The organism is Gordonia sp. N1V, assembly GCF_029269935.1.
GTDB classification, from domain to species: domain Bacteria; phylum Actinomycetota; class Actinomycetes; order Mycobacteriales; family Mycobacteriaceae; genus Gordonia; species Gordonia polyisoprenivorans.
This window is the reverse complement of the sequence record NZ_JARJDD010000019.1, coordinates 1-18,705: the sequence shown is the minus strand read 5'-3', so window position 1 is coordinate 18,705 and position 18,705 is coordinate 1. Positions and strand designations below refer to the sequence as shown.

The following is an 18,705-nucleotide window of genomic DNA, read 5'->3' as shown; positions in this document are numbered from 1 at the left end:
TTGCGCGCGGGCAACCCGGGCGTCACCGGCTACTGCGCGGGTTCGTACCCCATCGGCAGCATCGTCGACTTGTGCTCGACGAAGGACTCGAGTCCCTCCGGCCCGCATTCGCGACCGATACCGGAGTTCTTGTAGCCGCCGAACGGTGATCCGGGATCGATGGCGTAGAAGTTGATGCCGAAGGTTCCGGTGCGGATCCTGCCGGAGATCTCGATGCCGCGTTCGACGTTGGAGGTCCACACCGACCCGGCCAATCCGTAGTCGGAGTCGTTGGCGATCGCGATGGCCTCGTCGACGTCGTCGTAGTCGATCACCGAGAGCACCGGGCCGAAGATCTCCTCCTGGGCGATCGTCATGTCGTTGGTGACGCCGGTGAAGATGGTCGGTGTGATGAAGTGGCCGCCGTCCAGATCGGCGGGGCGGGTGCTCTCCAATGCCGGTGTGGCCCCGGCCTTCTTGCCGGCCGCGATGTATCCCTCGATGCGTTGCAGTTGGCGCTCGCTGATCACCGGGCCGAGCTGGACCTCCGGATCGGTCGGCAACCCGACCTTCATCGCCTTGGCCGCCTCGACCATCGCCGAGACGATCTCGTCGTGGCGACTGCGTGGCACCAGGACGCGAGTCTGCGCGACGCATGCCTGTCCGGTGTTGAACAGCCCCAGGAACACCAACATGCCGATGTTGGCGAGGTCGACGTCGTCGAGGACGATGGCCGCGGACTTGCCGCCGAGCTCGAGGGAGCAGCGCTTGAGGCTCTGCGCGCAGGCCGCTCCGATCGCCTTGCCCGCCGCGGTCGAACCGGTGAAGGTGATCTTGTCGACGTCGGGGTGATTCACCAGGGCTTCGCCGGTGGCGATCGCGCCGGGCACCACCGAGATGACGCCCTCGGGTATGCCGGCCTCGGTGAAGATCTCCGCGAGCAGGTTGGCCGTCATAGGTGTCTCCGGTGCCGGTTTGAGCACCACTGAGCAGCCGGCGGCCAGTGCTGCCCCGAACTTGTTGCACACCAAGAACAATGGGACGTTCCACGCGGTGATCGCACCGACCACGCCGACGGCTTCACGGGTGACCAGCGTGGTGCCGAACAATCCGGTGCGGTACTCCTGCCACGGGTACTTGCGCGCGGCGTCGGCGTAGGCCCGCAGCACACCGGTTCCGGGCAGCTTCTGCAGCATGTCGATGGCGCTCGGCGGGGCGCCCATCTCGGCGGAGACCACGGCGCCGATCTCGTCGAAGCGGGCGTCGATCAGGTCGGCGACGCGCTCGAGGACCTCGGCGCGCTCGGCGGCCGGTCGCGCCGACCACACACCCGAGTCGAATGCGGCGCGCGCCGTGCGTACGGCGGTGTCCACATCGGTCTCGTCGGCCAGCGGTACCGATCCGACGCGTTCGCCGGTGGCCGGGGAGTAGACCTCGAGAGTCTCGGTGGAATGCGGTGCGACCCAGGTGCCTCCCAGGTACAGGCTGGTCTGGTCGCCCCCGACGCGGGTGCCGGCCTCGACGGTCTCGGTCATGACAGATGCTCCCTCGGTCCTGCGGGCACTTCGCCGGACATGGCGAGGCGCGCGTGTGAAATGCCTTCACCACCGATACTAGAACACGTTCTAATTGTCTACGTTCTGATTGCCGCCGATGGTTTCGACGGACCAGCTCAGGCGCCGAAGCGGATCCGGGCTTCCATGGTCGCCACGGCCTCGTCGAACACGTGGCACCGGGTGGGATAGTCGGCAGCCTCGAGCAGTTCCTGGCGGTCGGCCGGCCCGATGGGTAGCCGCGCCGCCCAGCCGAAGACGCCGACGGTGGCCAGGTCGGCGGCGTCGAAGAGCGGGACGTCGTCGTCGAGGGGAACCCCGCGCGCGGCGAACGACTCCTCGACCAGTTGGCGCACGCGCGCGCCGATTCCGGTGAGTCGCCGCACCGACGCGTCGTCGAGCGACGGTTCGGACAGCGGGCGGATGACGGCTCGCGGATACGGGTCGTCGGAGAGCCAGTCGACGACCCGGAACCGCCAGGTCCCGGTACACGAGATCAGGGCCTGACCGTCGGGTTCGGTGACGGCGGTGTCGATGTCGGCGAAGGTGCCGACGTCATGCCGGACGTCGCCGCCACCGACCTCACGGCCGCGTGCGATCAGCACGACACCGAAACCGGACAGCGATGCGTCGCCGCCGAGACAGTCGTGCAGCATCTGCCGGTAGCGCGGCTCGAAGATGCGCAGCGGCAGGCTTTCTCCCGGGAGCAGCGCGGCCCCGAGCGGGAACATCGGCGCCGGGCGCGGTTGCGCGCCGGCGAAGTGTTCAGGTCCGGTGGGCGTCAGGAGCTCGGCTTGGCGTCGAGGACCACCTCGAACTCGAGGAGGTCGGCTCCGGAGGCGACGGGCTTGGCACGCTCCCCGGCGTGTGCCTCGCGAGCCGGCCCGGCCGCCCACGCCTGGAAGTCCTCCTCGGATTCCCACTGGGTGACCACGAAGTACCGGTCGTCACCCTTGACCGGGCGTAGCAACTGGAATCCGAGGAAGCCTTTCGAGCCGTCGACCGCGTGGGCTCGGTGGGCGAAACGCTTCTCGAGTTCGGGCCCGGCGCCCTCGGGGACGTGGATTGCATTGATCTTCACAACAGCCATGGCACAAAGCCTAGTCCCCGCAGCGAGTCCGAATCGCACGGCGAGCGCAGATCTTCGGCGCATCGGGCGCCGGAGGTAATCTCGTCGGTTGTGACGCGAGGTGTGGCCGGCCGGGGGCTGCTCGATCGGGGGTTGCTCGACTACGGGGGACTCGGCGCCGACGACCCGGCCCAGGGAGTGGGTCCGATCGTGCTCGTCCACGGTCTGATGGGCCGGGGCCGCACGTGGCGTCGGCAGGTGCCGTGGCTACGGCGCTACGGTCGGGTCTTCACCTTCGACGCGGCGTTTCACACCGGTGCCCCCGATGCCGTTCTCACCGATCCGGGCCAGGTGTCGACCGAGCGGTTTGCCGCCGACCTCGCCGAGATACTCACCTGGATCGACCTGGGTCCTGCTGTGCTGGTTGGTCATTCGATGGGCGCGCTGCACTCGTGGTGTGTGGCCGCCCGGTACCCGGAGTTGGTGTCGGCGCTCGTGGTGGAAGACATGGCCCCGGATTTCCGCGGCCGCACAACCGAGAACTGGACCCCGTGGTTCTCGTCCTGGCCGGAGCGGTTCGCCTCACCTGCCGAGGCGGTCGCGATGTTCGGTCCGGTCGCGGGTCGCTACTTCTATGAGGCCTTCGACGACGGACGGCTGCACGGCGACCTGGATACCTGGACCGCGATCGCCGACGAGTGGGGTCGGCGGGACTTCTGGGCGCAGTGGTGGAAAGTCGGCGTACCGAGTCTGGTGATGGAGGCCCAAGCCGGCGTCACCCCGCCCGGTCAGATGCGAAAGATGGCGTCGGGCAACGACTTCGCGACGTACCTACTCGCCACCGGGGCTGGTCATCTGATCCACGACGATGCACCCGACTTCTATCGTGGGGCGGTCGAGGCGTTCCTCTCGGGTTTGTCGTCGCGGTTGCAGTAGAGGGCCGCGCAACGCCGACGCCCGCCGCCACCGTGAGGTGACGACGGGCGTCGGTGCTTTATTGAGAGGGCGGTGCGGAGAGGGGCTTTCGCCTACACCGGCGCCGGAGCGACATAACCACCGGTCAGTCGGCGGTAGCAGTGCGCGTAGAACAGCTGCCCGAGCGGCCACGTCACGATCAGGCCGATGTAGCAGAGGATGGTGCCGATGTAGGAGAGCACGTAGGCAACCACGAGCGTCAACAGCGAGTTCGACACCGATGAGCGCGACAGGTTGGTCGATGCGCTCATCGCGGCACCGAGGCCGAGCTTCTTGTCGATGACGAAGAAGATCGAGAACTGCAGCAGGAAGATCGCGATCAGACCGGGGATGATGCAGAGCACCAGGCCGACCGCGGTGATCAGGCCGACGACGATGGCGGTGCCGACAACGGGGCCGAAGCGATCCGGCTTCAGGAAGGTCGCGACGGAAACCGGCTGACCGTCGGCCACGCGGAGCGCGCCGGTGATCATCGACGCCGACAGATACATGATTGCGACGAAAACGACCACATACAGCACGATTGCGAGGAGCAGGCCACCGGCCCCGAGGCTGCTGGTCGTCACCTGGTAGGTGCCACCGTAGCCATTGTCGTAGGTGGTGGTCGTTGAGGACACCGCGAGGATCACGAAATAGACCGCGGCGATGACGCCGCCAATGAGGAACATGATCAGTCCCGGCACGATCATCGGTCCGGGGTTGGCCTTGAACTGGGCCCACGCCCAGCTCAGCGCCTCACCGATGTTGACCTGCTGCGGAGCGCCCGTCGGTGCCCCGGGGGCTCCGGGTACCCCGGCACCGGGTGCACCGTACGGCGGGGGCGTGGCGCCCGGCGGCACCGCACCGTATCCGCCTGCCGGGGCACCGGATTCGGGTGCACCATAACCCGGCTGCTGTCCGTAGGGCGGAGGCTGCTGACCGTATCCGGGAGGCTGCTGTCCGTACGACGGGGGCTGCTGGCCGTAGCCCGGCGGCTGCTGCGGGGGTGGTGTCTGCCCGTACTGGGTGGAGCCGTAGGGATCGGGGGTTCCCGGGCCCTGCGGATTCGGCGGACCGTATCCGGGCTGTTGCGGCTTGCTGAAGTCAGGACCCTCGTTGGGCGGCTCTGTCATGGGGGACAAGTTAGCAGGTGAAAGCCGCAATCAGGTGAAGTTGCGCCCACGGTGTCATCCGGTCTGTAGAGATCTGTCCTCCGATGGGCGGAGATGGTTGCCGGCGTCGGAATCGGCCTCTCACGAGCCCTCACCCGCCAGGCAGTACCGACCGTCGGCGGTGAGTTCGACGAGGCCGTCGGTGAGCAATGAGTCCAGCGCGCGATCGCGCTGCGGGGTGTCGGTGGTCCACACCGCGTCGAGACGCGTCCGATCGACCGGAAAATCATTGTCGCGCAACACGTCCAGGAGCAGTCCGCGCACCTGGCGGTCGGTACCGGCGAACTTCTGCACCCGACGACGCGGTCCCACATGGGCGGGCCGGCCCAGCGTCACCCAGGCACAACCGGTGATGGGGCAGTCGTCGCAGCGCGGGTTGCGCGCGGTGCACACCAGCGCGCCCAACTCCATCAGCGCCGCCGAGTAACGGGGCGCGGTGCGGGCGAACGATCCACGCGGGGTCCGCGGGAGCAGTGCCTCCGCATCGGCGAGATCCGAGCGGGACGGATTACCCGGTTCGGCCCGGCCGTGCACCGCCCGCGCGATGACCCGTCGCACATTGGTGTCGACGACGGGCACCGCCTGTCCGTAGGCGAAGCAGGCGACCGCGCGTGCCGTGTAGTCGCCGATGCCCGGCAGGCTCAGCATGGTCGCGACGTCCTCGGGGACGCGGTCAGCGTGGTCGGCGGCCAGCACCTTGGCGCATTCGTGCAGACGCAGCGCACGGCGGGGATAGCCGAGCTTGCCCCAGGCGCGCAGCACGTCGGCCGGACTCGACGCCGCCATCGCCGACGGCTTGGGCCAGCGCTGTACCCATTCGGTCCACGGGCCGATCACCCGGGACACCGGGGTCTGCTGCAACATGATCTCGCTGATGAGGATCTGCCAGGCCGGAAGCCCGGGCGCACGCCAGGGCAGATCGCGTTCATGGCGATCGAACCATGCGAGAACGGTGGTAGGTGGCAGACTGGTTCCCATGATCGGACTCACCCCGAAACGTGCATGGCAGGTACTCCTGGAGGGCAACCGGCGTTTCGTCGCCGGAGAATCGCAACATCCCAGCCAGGGTATCGAGGACCGCCACCGCCTCGCCGCCGGGCAGAACCCGCACGTCGTGCTGTTCGGATGTGCGGATTCACGCCTGGCTGCCGAGATCATCTTCGATCAGGGCCTCGGCGACATGTTCGTCGTTCGCACCGCCGGTCACGTCCTCGACTCCGCGGTCCTCGGCTCGCTCGAGTACGCAGCGGAGGTCCTCGAGGTGCCGCTGATCGTGATCCTCGGTCACGACAGCTGCGGTGCGGTCAAGGCGACCCTCGACGCGCTCGACGACCTGCAGATCCCCGGCGGGTACATCCGCGACGTCGTCGAGCGGGTGACGCCCAGCATCCTGGCCGGCCGCAGCGAGGGCCTGACGCGTGTCGATGAGTTCGAGGCCCGGCACGTCGTGGAGACCGGTCAACTGCTGATGCAGCGCAGCCGGATCATCGCCGACCGTGTCGCCGCGGGAAAACTGGCCATCGTCGGGCTGACGTACGCCCTCAGCGAGGGCGCTGTTCAGCTGCGCGGGGTCTACGGCGACATCGGTGTGAGCGGTCAGGCCGTCCTGCCGGTGCAGCACACCGAACTCCCTGAAGCAGAATCGGCCTAGGCGCCCGCGGGCCGTGGTGCGCGCGTGATGCCCGTTACCTCACCGGCCCCGTTACCTCACCGGCCCCGCAAGTTTCATGCGACACGCCGACCGACCTCGCCGAGGGCGGTCGGCGGGGCCGTTAGCGTTGGGGCGTGATCGAACCGCAAGGGCCACTCCCACCCGAGATCTATTGGCGACGCCGCATCGTCGCCGGTGGTGTGCTGGTGGCTGTCCTCGCCCTGGTGGTCGGGTTGGTCGTGTGGGCGCAATCGGGTGGCGGTGACGACACGTCGAATACCGCATCCAAGGCGACTCCCTCATCGACGACACCGTCGACCGCGACGACCAATGCCTCGGTCGATCCGTCGCAGGCGCCGTCCGGTGGCGGCACCGGCGGTGGTGGCGGCGGTGCACCCGCCGACAGCAGTGCCAACCCGAGCGCGTCGCCGTCGGGCTCGGCGGCCCCACCGGCGCCGGGAGGCAATCCTGCGGCTGCCGACGCGAACATGCCGCTGTGCCCGGACAACTCGATCGCCGTCGTGCTCTACACCGACAAGCCGACCTACACCACCGGTAGCCAGCCGGTGTTCACCATCGTCGTGACCAATGCGGGACTCTCCGCATGTGCACGCGATGTCGGCAAGGCCGCCCAGAACGTGATCGTGCGCACCCTCGACGGCACCCGCACGCTGTGGACCGCGAGCGACTGCTCGCAGATCAACACCGTCAACAACCAGGTGTTGCAGCCGCAGCAGCAGGTCAAGGACACCATCACGTGGTCCGGCACCACCAGCAACCCGGGCTGCGACAAGCCGCGCACCCCGGTGCCCGCCGGCTCGTATCAGGCCATCGGAAAGCTCGGCGAGAAGGAGTCGGCGCCGATCACGTTCAATTTCGTGGCGCCGGCCCAGCCCTAACCGGTCCCGCGCACCATCAATTCGACGGGTAGGAGCACCGATTCGACGTCGCGCCCCTCGATGAGATCGAGCAGGCCACGAGCCGCGGTCTCACCGATCCGGCGCGCCGGGGACGCGACGGTCGTCAGTGGCACCGGCAGCTGGGCCGCGATGGGGATGTCGTTGTAGCCGACGAGCGCGAGGTCGGCCGGGATCTGCAGGCCGAGGTCGCGGGCCACGCCGAGCACACCGATGGCGATGGTGTCGGAGACGGTGAAGATCGCGCGTGGCCGATCGGGACCGTCGAGCAGTTGACGACCGGCCGCGATACCGCCGTCGACGTCGAAGGTCGACGTCACGATTCTGTTGGGCGGCAACTCGATTCTCACCTCACCGAGACCGTCGAGGAATCCGGCGAGCCGGTCGGTGGCGGTGGTCGCGTGTGCGGGTCCGCCGATGACGGCGAGGTCGGTGTACCCGCGATCGATGAGATGTCGTGCCGCGAGCCGGCCACCGCCCCGGTCGTCCCCGCCGACGAAGGGCAGGCCGGCGTCGGCATGCCGGGTGACCGTCAGCATCGGGACGTTCACCGTCAGTGACTCGATGAATTCGGCTGCCGGAGCGTGTAATCCGCCCAGGAGTAGGCCGTCGACCCGGCGGCCGACGAGCAACTCGATTGCGTCACGTTGGGCGTCGGCGTCATCAGGTGGGCTCGCCAACAGCACCGAATAGCCTGCGCGCGTGGCGGCTTCGTCGATGCCCTGATAGGTGGTGGCGACGACGCCATCGGTCAGGCGGGTCATCACGACCCCGAGAGTCGTCGTCTTGCGGGTTCGCAGGCTGGCCGCCCAGACGTTGCGCCGGTAGCCGAGTTCCTCAGCGGCGCGACGCACCCGCTGGGCCGAGGGCGACCAACCGTCGACCGGCTCGGGCTGCCGCAATACCCGCGACGCCGTCGACACGTGGACCCCGGCGTGCTCGGCGATCTCTTTGAGCGTCGGTGCCCGCAGGCCACGCGTCGGCCGGCCGTCTGACGACTGTCCTGGCATCGGCGGTGGTGGTCCTTCCTCGGGTCGGCGCGCGCTTGTTGACGGATGCGGCGATGCGCCATAGCCTACGTGATGCAAACGATCGTGCAAACGTTCTCCCAAACGATTGCACACGGTTCTCGCACTCGCCAGGAGGATGCCCATGCCCGCTCAGGACCTCACGCAACTGTTCGCCCTCGACTCGCTGCTCGACGCCGACGAGATCGCCATCCGCGACACCGTCCGCAAGTTCGGTCAGGAGCGGCTGCGGCCGCACATCGGCGACTGGTTCGAGAAGGGGGCGCTACCGGCCCGTGAGCTGGCGAAGGAACTCGGAGCGCTCGGCGCCCTCGGCATGCACCTGGAGGGATACGGCTGCCCGGGGACGAGTGCGACCGCCTACGGCCTGGCCTGCCTCGAACTCGAGGCCGTCGACTCGGGTATCCGCAGTCTGGTGTCGGTTCAGGGATCGCTGGCGATGTTCTCGATCCACCACTGGGGCAGCGAGGAACAGAAGCAGGAGTGGTTGCCGCGCATGGCCGCCGGCGAGGCCATCGGATGCTTCGGGCTGACTGAGCCGGACTTCGGGTCGAATCCCGCGGGGATGCGCACCAACGCCAAACGTGACGGCGACGACTGGGTACTGAACGGCACCAAGATGTGGATCACCAACGGGTCGATCGCCGATGTCGCGGTGGTGTGGGCGCAGACCGATCTCGAGGAATCCCCGCGCGGCATCCGGGGATTCGTCGTCCCGACCGACACCCCGGGGTTCTCGGCACCGGAGATCACGAAGAAGATGTCACTGCGGGCCTCGGTCACCTCCGAGTTGGTGCTCGACGACGTGCGGTTGCCGGCGTCGGCGATGCTGCCGGAGGCCGCCGGACTCCGCGGGCCGCTCACGAGCCTGGGCGAGGCGCGCTTCGGCATCATCTTCGGTGCGATCGGTGCCGCCCGCGACTGCCTGGAAACGGCCGTCGAATACGCGCAGTCACGCGCCGTGTTCGACAAACCGCTTGCGGCATATCAGATCACGCAGACCAAGATCGCCGACATGGCGCTCGAGGTCGGCAAGGGGCATCTGCTCGCCTATCACCTCGGCCGGCTCAAGGACCGTGGCGAACTGCGCCCCGAACAGGTCAGCACCGGCAAGCTCAACAATGTGCGTGAGGCGATCGCGATCGCTCGTGAGTGCCGAACCATTCTGGGCGCCAACGGGATCACCCTGGAATACCCGGTGATCCGGCACGCCAACAACCTCGAATCGGTACTCACCTACGAGGGCACCTCGGAGGTGCATCAACTGACCATCGGCAAAGCACTGACCGGGGAGGGCGCGTTCCGGTGACGGGCGCCCTGGACGGGCTGGTCATCGCCGACTTCGGTCGGGTCCTGGCCGGTCCGTACGCCACGATGCTGCTCGCCGACCTCGGTGCCGAGGTCATCAAGGTCGAGCGACCCGGCACCGGCGACGACACGCGCAGTTGGGGTCCGCCGTGGGTCGGTGAGGACTCGTCGTACTTCTTGTCGGTCAACCGCAACAAGGAGTCGGTGGCCCTCGACCTCGCCGATCCCGCCGGGCTGGCCGCCGCCCGCGAGCTGACCGATCGGGCCGACGTCGTCGTCGAGAACTTCCTGCCCGGCACCCTGGATCGCTTGGGTCTCGGATACGACGCTGTTGCGCAACGTAATCCGGATATCGTGTACTGCTCGGTCACCGGCTTCGGCGGCAACAATCAGTTGCCGGGCTATGATCTGCTGATTCAGGCGGTCGGAGGCCTGATGAGCATCACCGGACCCGACGCCGACACCCCGACCAAGGTCGGTGTCGCGATGGTCGACGTCATCACCGGTCTGCACGCCGCGGTGGGTATCCTTGCTGCGCTGCGTCATCGGGATGTGACCGGCCAGGGCCAGCGCATCGAGGTGAACCTGCTCTCGTCATTGCTTTCGGCCCTGGTCAACCAGTCGTCGGCGTATGTGGCCGCGGGTGTGGTGCCGCACGCCATGGGGAACAGGCACCCGAGCATCACGCCGTACGAGGTGTTCTCGACGGCCGACCGGCCACTGGTGCTCGCCGTCGGCAACGACCGGCAGTTCGCCGCGCTCGCCGATGTGCTGGGGCAGCCCGATCTGGCTGCCGACAAACGCTTTTCGACCAACAAGGCTCGGGTGGCACACCGCGATGACCTGGTCGGGCTGCTCAATGAGGCACTGTCACATGACACCGCCGACGCCTGGTTCACCGTGCTCACCAAGCGCGGGGTGCCATGCGGACCGCTCAACGACGTCGCCGATGCGATCGCACTCGCCGAGCGACTCGGGCTCGCGCCGGTCGTCGAGATCGATGATCCCCGGCGCGACGGCCCGATCACGCAGATCGCCAACCCCATTCGAATGAGCGCGACGCCACCCACCTACCGAACGGCGCCGCCGCGGTTGGGCGAGGACGACCGGTAGGCGAAGACCGGCGCCGGTTAGTCGTAGCGCTCGATGCTCGACTCGGCCAGCCGCGACAGGCCCTCGCGGATGTGTCGGGCCCAGATACTGCCGATGCCCTCGACGGCCTGCAGGTCGGCAGCCGAGGAGGCCAGCAGCGCCTGCAAGGTGCCGAAGCTGCGGACCAGCCGGTCGACGTGGGCGAACTGCAGCCGTGAGATCCGGGCCAGCATGCGGTAGCCGCGTGGGCTCATCGCGGTGTCCTGGGCCTCGATGGTGGTCGGGTAGCCGAAGGCACCGGCCAGCAGTGTGAGATCCAGGAGGTCGGCGTCGGAGAGCGCCTCGACCGTCTCCAGGGTGTGGTGCACCTCCTCGGTGGTCGCCGGCTCGGGGCTGGCGTAGTAGTCGCGGACCAGCAACTCGCGGACGGTGTCGTTCTCGGAGATCAACTCCTCGAGTTGCAGACTCACCTGTCGTCCGTTGGTGCCCAGTTCCAGGACGTATTCCTCGATCTCGACACCCACCCGGCGGACCATCTCCATCCGCTGTGCCGTCGACATCGCGTCACGCAGCAGGACGTAGTCCTCGATCTCGGCGCGGCCGAGCGCCGAGATCACCTCGTCGAGGCGAGCCTTGTAGCGCTCGAGTGTCGACAGCGCCACGTTGGCGCGCGAGAGGATCGGGTCGGGGCTCTCGACGACGCGTCGCACCCCTTCGGCGTAGACGCTGACGATCGACATCGACGCGCTCACCGAGATCACCGGATACCCGGTCTGGATGGCGGTGCGTTCGGCGGCGCGGTGGCGCGTTCCGGACTCCTCGGTGGGAATCGACGGATCGGGCACCAGTTGTACATTCGCGCGGACGATGCGTTTGCCGTCGGTGGAGAGCACCACCGCACCGTCCATCTTGGCGAGCTCCCGCAGACGCGTCGGGGCGAATTCGACGTCGAGCTGGAAGCCGCCGTCACAGATCTTCTCGACGTCGGAGTCGTGGCCGAGCACGATCAACGCTCCGGTACCGCCGCGCAGGATGCGTTCGAGACCGTCGCGCAGACCGGTGCCGGGTGCCACGCGGGCCAGCGTTTCCTTGATCAGTTCCGAGCGCCCGGCGTCGGTGCGCCCGTACTGGTCGGTTCTGGCTCCCTCGACCATCGTTGTCCCTTCCTGCGTCATCGCGTCCGATCACCTGACACGTGCGGGAATCGGCATGACTAGGGTAACGGGACGTGAGCACCCATTCTCGTCCCGATCGGCCCGGTGGATTCGTCGTGCCCGCCGACATCGAGGCCATGACGCGTCATCCGAAGGCCGCCGGACCGGGTGAGCCCATCCGAATGCACAACCCGATGTGCCTGGGATGTGGCGAGGACGCGCCCCGCGGGCTGCATCTGGTGGTCCGGGCGGGCGAAGGTTTCACCGTGGAGACCGAGATGGACGTCGAACCGTGGATGGAAGGTGGTCCCGGAGTGATCCACGGCGGTGTGCTCTCGACCGCGTTCGACGAGGTGATGGGTACCGCTCCGCTACTCGTCGGGCCGTCGGCGGTGACCGTGCACCTCGAGGTGGACTTCCTTGCGCCCGTCCCGGTCGGCTCGCGGCTGCAACTGAGCGCCCGGTTGCTCGGCCGTCAGCGACGCAAGATCTACGTCGAGGCGCTCGGTCACATCGGCGATCCGGAAAGGCCGGTCGCCGTTGGCCATTCGATCTTCGTGTCGATCAACGCGCGTGAGCACTTCGCCGACCACGTCGAGCGCAGTCAGATGCCCGACGAGTACAAGCAGCGGCTCTCGAGGCCGTGACGGGGCGCCCCGCTCAGCCGTTCTTGAACCAGCCCGCGTTGTAGATGTTCCAGATCGCCTGCTGCCAGTAGCCCCAGGCGTGGGTGCCGGTCAGCGGGAAGTCGGTGCGCAGCTTGACGCCGAAGGCCGGGGCGGCGAGGGCGAAGGTGCGGCTCTGTTCACCGGCAACCGATTCGATCGCCGTCGAGTTGAGGCCGGTGATGAAGAAGTCGGTGTTGTTGGCGCCCGGGGGCTGGTGGTCGCCCCACACGCCCGTACCCGCATACATCCACAGGTGCAGGCCGTTCATCGACGGCAGGTTCTCGGTCGGGGAATGCTGGAATGCCTGCAGATTCGGGAACCAGCCCCACATGTCGTTGAGGTCGTAGTGCCCGGCATCCCAGGCGGCGCCGCGCATCATCGTCTGCATGCCGGTGGCGACGATGTTCATGAACCCCGACATCGAGACCACCCGCGAGTACAGGTCGCGGCGCTCGTTGCCGATCATCACGGCCTGGCTCGCCGACATCGACAGCCCGACGAGGGTGCGGTTGTGGAAGCCGTGGGCGTCGAGGAATTGCGGCAGGCTGTTCTTGAGCACCGTCTCCCAGCGGTACGGGTGCACCTGGCCGGCCGTGGGGCTCGGGGCATTCCAGTCGGCGTAGAACGAGGACTGGCCACCGATCGGCATGACCACGTTGTAGCCACGCTGCGACAGGTAGGCGACGTTGGTTTCGCGTTCCCACCCGTTGTAGTCATTGGTGGCGCGCAGGCCGTCGAGGAAGATGATGGTCGGCGCCTTCGACGGCGCGGTGGTCTGGGACGGCCACGCCCGCACCCACACCGGGTGATCCATGCCGTAGTTGTTGATCGTCGCGTTGATGAAACCGCGGACCTGCGAGGCGGGCGGCCCCCATGCCGACGCGGTGGACGTGCCCGCGAGCAGGGCGCAGGCGGTGAGCAGGGCGGTCAGCAGAACCGACGCGATTCGCCTCGAGGACATTCACAACTCACTTCGACGAAGAGGGATGGAGCGTCACGAAATCACAGGTGTGACGATCCGACACGCTACCTGCACTGTTATGATCTTGTTACTCGTCCATATCCGGCAAAACACCCAAAACGCGGGACATGACCTGGTGATCAGGCATTTTCGGTGTCAATTCTCAGACAATTCTCAATGTGCATTTCGGTGCATTTGTCAAAAAGGTGCGTCGACGACACGCAGCGTCGCCGTGAATGCCGCCGCCGACGCATCGGCGAGTGTGGCGACGCGGGTGACCTTGATGCCGCCGGGGATCTTCTCGGTGGTGCCGGTGGGGATCAGTACGTGCTTGAATCCCAGTCTCTTGGCCTCCCCGACGCGGCGGGCCACGGCGGAGACGCGTCGTACCTCACCGGCCAGCCCGACCTCGCCGATGACGGCGGTGGTCCGGGGGATCGGTCGCTTGGTCATCGACGAGAACACCGCCAGCGCGATGGCGAGGTCGGCGGCGGGTTCGGTCACGCGCATCCCGCCGACGGTCGCCGCGTACACCTCACGTTCGTGGACGGGCACCTCGAGTGTGCTCTGCAGGACCGCGAGGATCATCGCGACGCGAGGCGAGTCTAGCCCGGAGACGGCGCGGCGTGGGGTGGCCATGTTCGTCGTCGTGGTCAGTGCCTGGATCTCGCCCGCGAGCGCCCGCTTGCCGTCCATGGTGACCAGGGTCGCCGACCCATTGACATCGGAATCGTGTTGGTGGACAAAGATTCCCGAGGGATCGCTGACCTGATGGATGCCGTCGTCACGTTGTTCGAAGCATCCGACCTCGTCGGAGGCGCCGAAGCGGTTCTTGATGCCGCGCACCATCCGCAGCGACGAGTGCCGGTCGCCCTCGAACGACAGGACCACGTCGACGAGGTGCTCGAGCGACCGCGGGCCCGCGACGGCGCCGTCCTTGGTGACGTGGCCGACCAGGATGATCGCCACACCGCGATTCTTGGCCAGCGACACCAGGGCCGTGGTGACCGCGCGGATCTGGGTGACACCACCGGTCACGCCGTCGGTGCCGGTGGCCACCACGGTCTGTACCGAGTCGATGATGACCAGGGACGGGGCGACGTCGTCGACGTGGCCGAGGATGGTGGCGAGGTCGGATTCGGCGGCGAGGTAGATGTTCTCGTGCACCGCGTCGGTCCGTTCGGCGCGCATGCGCACCTGTCCGGCGGATTCCTCGCCGGTGATGTAGAGCGCGCGCCGGCCACTGGCCGCCCAGTGTTTGACGGTCTCGAGCAGCAGCGTGGATTTGCCGACACCCGGCTCACCGGCGAGCAGGATCACCGAGCCGGGCACCACCCCGCGCCCGAGGACGCGGTCGAACTCGTCGATCCCGGTGGGGATCGCCGTTGACGTGGCGGCATCGACGGCGGTGATGGGTACGGCCGGGCTGGTCGGGGTGACCGTCGTGGTGGCCCCGCCGGGTGTACTGATGGTGGTGACCTCGTCGAAGGTGCCCCAGGCGTTGCATTCGGCGCAGCGTCCCACCCATTTGGGGACCTGATGACCGCACTCGCTGCAGCGGAAGCTCGACTTCGGTTTTGCCACGGAGGTCAGCCTACGGGCGGGGTCCGACAGAACCGGGGTCCGACAGAATCGGCGCGCCTCGCGGTCGTTGCGGACCGGTCGCAGGTCACCGGATCACCTCACGGTGGCCGGCGTCGAGACGACGGGTCCAGCCGCGCGCGTCGAGGTGTTCGAGCAGCGGTATCACCACGCGGCGGGTGGTGTGCAGCGCCTGACGGGCCTCGCTGGTGGTGAACGGCTGCGGCAGTCGTGCCAGGCTGCGCATGGCCAGGGCGGGTGCGGACGGCGCCAGCACCACACCCGATCCGAGGCGCAGAAGGCGGCCCGTACGATCCGCGGCGGCCAGCTCGCGGTCGCCGAGGGCGAGCGCGGCGAGGTCGTCGGCCTCAGGTGCGGCGAACGGATCGTCGGCGAGACGTCGTTCGACGGCCGAGATCGCCGGCTCGGCAGGGCCGAGATCGGTGCTCCGGTCGGGCATCGCCAGATAGCCGTGTGTCGTCTCGACGCCCGCCGCGGAGATCACCGCGTCGAGGAGTGCGGCGTCGTCGGGCAGGCCGAGCAGATCCGGCGCCGCGGCGCGGGAGACCCCCGCAGCCAGCGGGTCCTCGCGGTGCAGCGCCTGCACCGCCGTCCGTAGTCGGCGTGCGCGGGCGGCGAGGTCGTCGGCATCGACCCAGCGGTCACCGACGACGAGCACGCCCTCGGGTGGTGTGCCCGGTTCCGCGACCGGATCGAGCAGGCCGAGTCGGCGCAGGTGGGCGACGGTGACCGAGCCGCGTCGGGTGACCTCGGAGCGCAGGTCGTCGGTCGGTCGTCGGGCCGCGAGGCTCGCGGCGCGCCGGGCGGCGTCACCGCGGCGGCTCAGCGGTGGCGGCTCGGCGTCGACGACCTGTCCGCCGCCGACGATGCGGGTTCCGGGGTCGCGTAACACGATCCGGTCGCCGACGATCAACGGGAGTGGCCGGTCGAGGGTGAGTCGCCCGTGGTCGGTGCCGAGCGGGCGCAACCGTACCGGCAATGCGGCGCTGCCGATGTGGGCGGTGAGATGTGTTGGTGCATCGGTGAACTCGTCACCGCTGACGCGTCGGATGTCGACGACGTCGGTGCGCCGCCAGGTGTCGGTGGAGAGCAGCACGTCGCCGCGGGCGATCTCGTCGGAGTCGATGCCGCGGAGATTCAGTGCGACCCGGCTGACCGGCCCGATGGAGGGAAGGGTTCGCTCTTCGCTCTGGATGGTACGAACGGCGACGCGTCGGATGCGTTGCGCGGTCGGGAGATCGAGGGTGTCGCCGACCGTCACGGTCCCCGCAGAGAGCGTCCCGGTGACCACGGTGCCTGCGCCGGAGACGGTGAACGACCGGTCGATCCACAACCGGATCGGGGCATCGGTAGGTGCTGCCGGTGATCCGGCGAGAATCTCGTCGAGTGCGGCGCGCAGCTCGGTCAGCCCGGTGCCCCGCACGGCCGAGACGGTCACCGCGGGCGCGTCGGCGAGTCCGGTGTCGGCGAGTCCGGCGCGCGTCTCGGTCAGGGTTTTCGTGATCTGTTCGGGCGCAGCGAGATCCGACCTGGTGAGCACGACCAGACCTCGGGTGATGCCGAGTGCGGTGATCGCATCGCGATGGTCGTCGGATTGTGCCTGCCAGCCCGCGTCGGCGGCCACGACGAACAGCACGACCGGCGCGGGCCCGAGGCCGGCGAGCATGTTGCCCAGGAAACGCTCGTGGCCGGGGACGTCGACGAATGCGACGTCGCGACCGGAAGGCAGTGTGGTCCAGGCAAATCCGAGGTCGATGGTCAGGCCTCGGCGGCGTTCCTCGGCCCATCGGTCGGGTTCGATCCCGGTGAGCGCCCGGACCAGTGTGCTCTTGCCGTGGTCGACATGACCGGCGGTGGCGACGACGAACACCTGTGTGGCCTAAATGTTTCCGTCGGCATCGGCTGCACGGGTGGTGGCGGCATGCACGGCCGAGCGTACGGCGGTGAGGATGGCGTCGTCGTCAGCCTCGGGGATACACCGCAGGTCGATCAGGCAGGCGCCGTCGTGCACACGGGGCAGCACCGCCGGGTCGCCGGTCCGCAGGTGGAATGCGAGGTGTTCGGGTAGCCGGATCGCCCAACCTGGTAGCGCGACACCGGGGGCGCCACCCCCGCCAACCCGGCCGTCGTGGGCGACGACGGGTGCGTCGAGTTGTGCCGCAAGGTGTTCGGCGCGGCGGCGGAGGTCTTCCGGGTCGGCGTGCAGCGCGGTGGTGACGGGCGGGGTTGGCCCGTCGAGGGTGGCCTCGAGGGCGGCGAGGGTGAGCTTGTCGGTTCGGACCGCCCGCGCCAGCGGATGTCTGGAGAGTCGGGTGATGAGGTCGGCGTCACCGAGCATGATGCCGGCTTGCGGGCCGCCGAGAAGTTTGTCGCCGCTGGCGATCACGAGATCGGCGCCGGCCCGTAGCGCCGAGGTCGCGTCGGGTTCGTCGGGTAGCAGGGGATCGGGGTGCAGGAGTCCGGAGCCGAGGTCGGCGACCAGCGGCACGCCGCGCTCGGCGCAGATCTCGTGCAGCTGCGGCAGGCTCACCTCGCTGGTGAATCCCTCGACTCGGAAGTTGCTCGGATGCACCTTGAGCACGCAGCCGGTGTCGGGGCCGATGGCGTCGAGGTAGTCGCGCACATGGGTGCGATTGGTGGTGCCGATCTCGTGTAGACGCGCGCCGGTGGACGCCATCAGGTCGGTGAGCCGGAAGCCCGCGCCGATCTCGATCATCTCGCCGCGGCTCATCACCACCTCACGTCCGATCGCGAGCGCGGTGGTCGTCAGCACCAGTGCGGCGGCCCCGTTGTTGACGACGAGGGCGTCGCCGGCCGCCGGGCAGGCGCGGAGCAGGGCCTCGCGGGTGGCGGTGCCGCGTCGTGATCTGGCGCCGGTGGCCAGATCGAGTTCGACGTCGACGTACCCGGCGGATGCCGCCACCGCTTCTCGGGCCGCGGCCGATAGCGGCGCGCGCCCGAGGTTGGTGTGCACGATGACGCCGGTGGCGTTGAGGACCGGCCGTGCGCTCGACGGGCGACGTCGACGTAGGGACTCGATGAGTGAACCGGCAACATCTGTGGGTGCGATCTCGCCGCGGCGTGCAGCGTCCTGTGCTTCACGAATGGCCTCGCGAACAACTTTGTCGCCCAGACGAGTTCGGTCCTGCGCGATGTCCGGATCGGCGAGTAGGTGGTCGGTACGAGGGATGTGTCGACGAGGATCGGGTGCACCCATTGGACACCTCCTCGAGTCCGGTCGTTCGGTCGGCACGGTCGTTCGGTCGGCACGGTCGTTCGGTCGGCACGGCGGAGGCGGACGGGAATCGAACCCGCCAGACCGAGATACTCGATCTCACCGGTTTTGAAGACCGGGGGGCCCACCAGGAACCCATACGCCTCCGTGCCGTTCCGGCAGCCGCCGATCCGGATGCCGGTGTAACCAACCTAGAGCACCGTGGTCGCGCTGGGCGGGAAGGGCGGGCATCGCCACGGCGAACCGGGAGTCACCGCGGGTGGGTGACGATGATCTGCCCTGTGTGCCGGTTGCGCCATTCCACCCTCCGATCGGTGTAGAGCGTCGGCACCCACTCGGCGAGGTGTTTGCGTTGGTGATCG

17 protein-coding genes and 1 tRNA gene are annotated in these 18,705 nt (G+C 68.3%); 6 read left to right on the top strand and 12 right to left on the bottom strand.

Annotated features, from left to right (window positions below; all coding sequences use genetic code 11):
- Positions 1-29 precede the first annotated feature (29 nt).
- The 3 genes from P3L18_RS21040 to mhuD form a co-directional block, all read right to left on the bottom strand.
- Positions 30-1,514, bottom strand: coding sequence for an aldehyde dehydrogenase (locus P3L18_RS21040; RefSeq protein ID WP_276115135.1), 1,485 nt, complete (start codon positions 1,512-1,514; stop codon positions 30-32).
- Positions 1,515-1,651: 137 nt separating this feature from the next.
- Positions 1,652-2,263 carry an LON peptidase substrate-binding domain-containing protein gene (locus P3L18_RS21035; protein ID WP_079930787.1) on the bottom strand — a complete coding sequence of 204 codons (612 nt, stop codon included), beginning with the start codon at positions 2,261-2,263 and terminating at the stop codon, positions 1,652-1,654.
- Positions 2,264-2,313: 50 nt separating this feature from the next.
- Entirely contained in the window at positions 2,314-2,622 is a 309-nt protein-coding gene (gene mhuD, locus P3L18_RS21030) for a mycobilin-forming heme oxygenase MhuD (RefSeq protein WP_006372008.1), read from the bottom strand.
- Positions 2,623-2,724: 102 nt separating this feature from the next.
- On the opposite strand from mhuD, the gene P3L18_RS21025 reads away from it, so the two are divergent.
- On the top strand, positions 2,725-3,537 hold the full coding sequence (locus P3L18_RS21025) for an alpha/beta hydrolase (RefSeq protein WP_276115178.1): 813 nt from the start codon (positions 2,725-2,727) through the stop codon (positions 3,535-3,537).
- Between the two features lie 92 nt (positions 3,538-3,629).
- On the opposite strand, the gene P3L18_RS21020 is transcribed toward P3L18_RS21025, so the two are convergent.
- Positions 3,630-4,688 (bottom strand): hypothetical protein, encoded by a 1,059-nt coding sequence (locus tag P3L18_RS21020; RefSeq protein ID WP_276115134.1) that lies wholly within the window; start codon positions 4,686-4,688, stop codon positions 3,630-3,632.
- 120 nt (positions 4,689-4,808) lie between these two features.
- Positions 4,809-5,705, bottom strand: a complete 897-nt coding sequence (locus P3L18_RS21015) for an A/G-specific adenine glycosylase (RefSeq protein ID WP_276115133.1) — start codon at positions 5,703-5,705, stop codon at positions 4,809-4,811.
- On the opposite strand from P3L18_RS21015, the gene P3L18_RS21010 reads away from it, so the two are divergent.
- Together P3L18_RS21010 and P3L18_RS21005 are read left to right on the top strand one after the other, a co-directional pair.
- Positions 5,704-6,378 carry a carbonic anhydrase gene (locus tag P3L18_RS21010; protein ID WP_276115132.1) on the top strand — a complete coding sequence of 225 codons (675 nt, stop codon included), beginning with the start codon at positions 5,704-5,706 and terminating at the stop codon, positions 6,376-6,378. The genes P3L18_RS21015 and P3L18_RS21010 overlap by 2 nt on opposite strands.
- 134 nt (positions 6,379-6,512) lie before the next feature.
- A complete protein-coding gene (locus tag P3L18_RS21005) occupies positions 6,513-7,277 on the top strand; it encodes a hypothetical protein (RefSeq protein ID WP_006372014.1) in 765 nt (254 codons plus the stop codon).
- Here P3L18_RS21005 and P3L18_RS21000 read toward each other — a convergent pair.
- Positions 7,274-8,305 carry a LacI family DNA-binding transcriptional regulator gene (locus tag P3L18_RS21000; protein ID WP_276115131.1) on the bottom strand — a complete coding sequence of 344 codons (1,032 nt, stop codon included), beginning with the start codon at positions 8,303-8,305 and terminating at the stop codon, positions 7,274-7,276. The genes P3L18_RS21005 and P3L18_RS21000 overlap by 4 nt on opposite strands.
- Positions 8,306-8,441: 136 nt before the next feature.
- Between P3L18_RS21000 and P3L18_RS20995 the strand changes: the two genes are divergently transcribed.
- Both P3L18_RS20995 and P3L18_RS20990 read left to right on the top strand, forming a co-directional pair.
- The gene (locus tag P3L18_RS20995) at positions 8,442-9,632 is read left to right on the top strand and encodes an acyl-CoA dehydrogenase family protein (protein ID WP_211543674.1); all 1,191 of its coding nucleotides are present in this window, start codon (positions 8,442-8,444) and stop codon (positions 9,630-9,632) included.
- A complete protein-coding gene (locus P3L18_RS20990) occupies positions 9,629-10,744 on the top strand; it encodes a CoA transferase (RefSeq protein ID WP_276115130.1) in 1,116 nt (371 codons plus the stop codon). The genes P3L18_RS20995 and P3L18_RS20990 overlap by 4 nt, the downstream gene beginning before the upstream one ends.
- A gap of 17 nt (positions 10,745-10,761) precedes the next feature.
- On the opposite strand, the gene disA is transcribed toward P3L18_RS20990, so the two are convergent.
- Complete coding sequence (gene disA / locus P3L18_RS20985; RefSeq protein ID WP_006372018.1) at positions 10,762-11,877, bottom strand: DNA integrity scanning diadenylate cyclase DisA; 1,116 nt, start codon at positions 11,875-11,877, stop codon at positions 10,762-10,764.
- 74 nt (positions 11,878-11,951) lie between these two features.
- Between disA and P3L18_RS20980 the strand changes: the two genes are divergently transcribed.
- Entirely contained in the window at positions 11,952-12,524 is a 573-nt protein-coding gene (locus P3L18_RS20980) for a PaaI family thioesterase (RefSeq protein WP_276115129.1), read from the top strand.
- A 13-nt stretch (positions 12,525-12,537) separates the two neighbouring features.
- On the opposite strand, the gene P3L18_RS20975 is transcribed toward P3L18_RS20980, so the two are convergent.
- The 5 genes from P3L18_RS20975 to P3L18_RS20955 form a co-directional block, all read right to left on the bottom strand.
- Positions 12,538-13,506, bottom strand: coding sequence for an alpha/beta hydrolase family protein (locus tag P3L18_RS20975; protein WP_079928787.1), 969 nt, complete (start codon positions 13,504-13,506; stop codon positions 12,538-12,540).
- Positions 13,507-13,704: 198 nt separating this feature from the next.
- Positions 13,705-15,090, bottom strand: a complete 1,386-nt coding sequence (gene radA, locus P3L18_RS20970; RefSeq protein WP_276115128.1) for a DNA repair protein RadA — start codon at positions 15,088-15,090, stop codon at positions 13,705-13,707.
- An 85-nt stretch (positions 15,091-15,175) separates the two neighbouring features.
- A complete protein-coding gene (gene selB / locus P3L18_RS20965) occupies positions 15,176-16,978 on the bottom strand; it encodes a selenocysteine-specific translation elongation factor (RefSeq protein WP_276115127.1) in 1,803 nt (600 codons plus the stop codon).
- 9 nt (positions 16,979-16,987) lie between these two features.
- Entirely contained in the window at positions 16,988-18,325 is a 1,338-nt protein-coding gene (gene selA, locus P3L18_RS20960; RefSeq protein WP_276115126.1) for an L-seryl-tRNA(Sec) selenium transferase, read from the bottom strand.
- Positions 18,326-18,397: 72 nt separating this feature from the next.
- Positions 18,398-18,490, bottom strand: a tRNA-Sec gene (locus tag P3L18_RS20955).
- Positions 18,491-18,705: the final 215 nt, after the last annotated feature.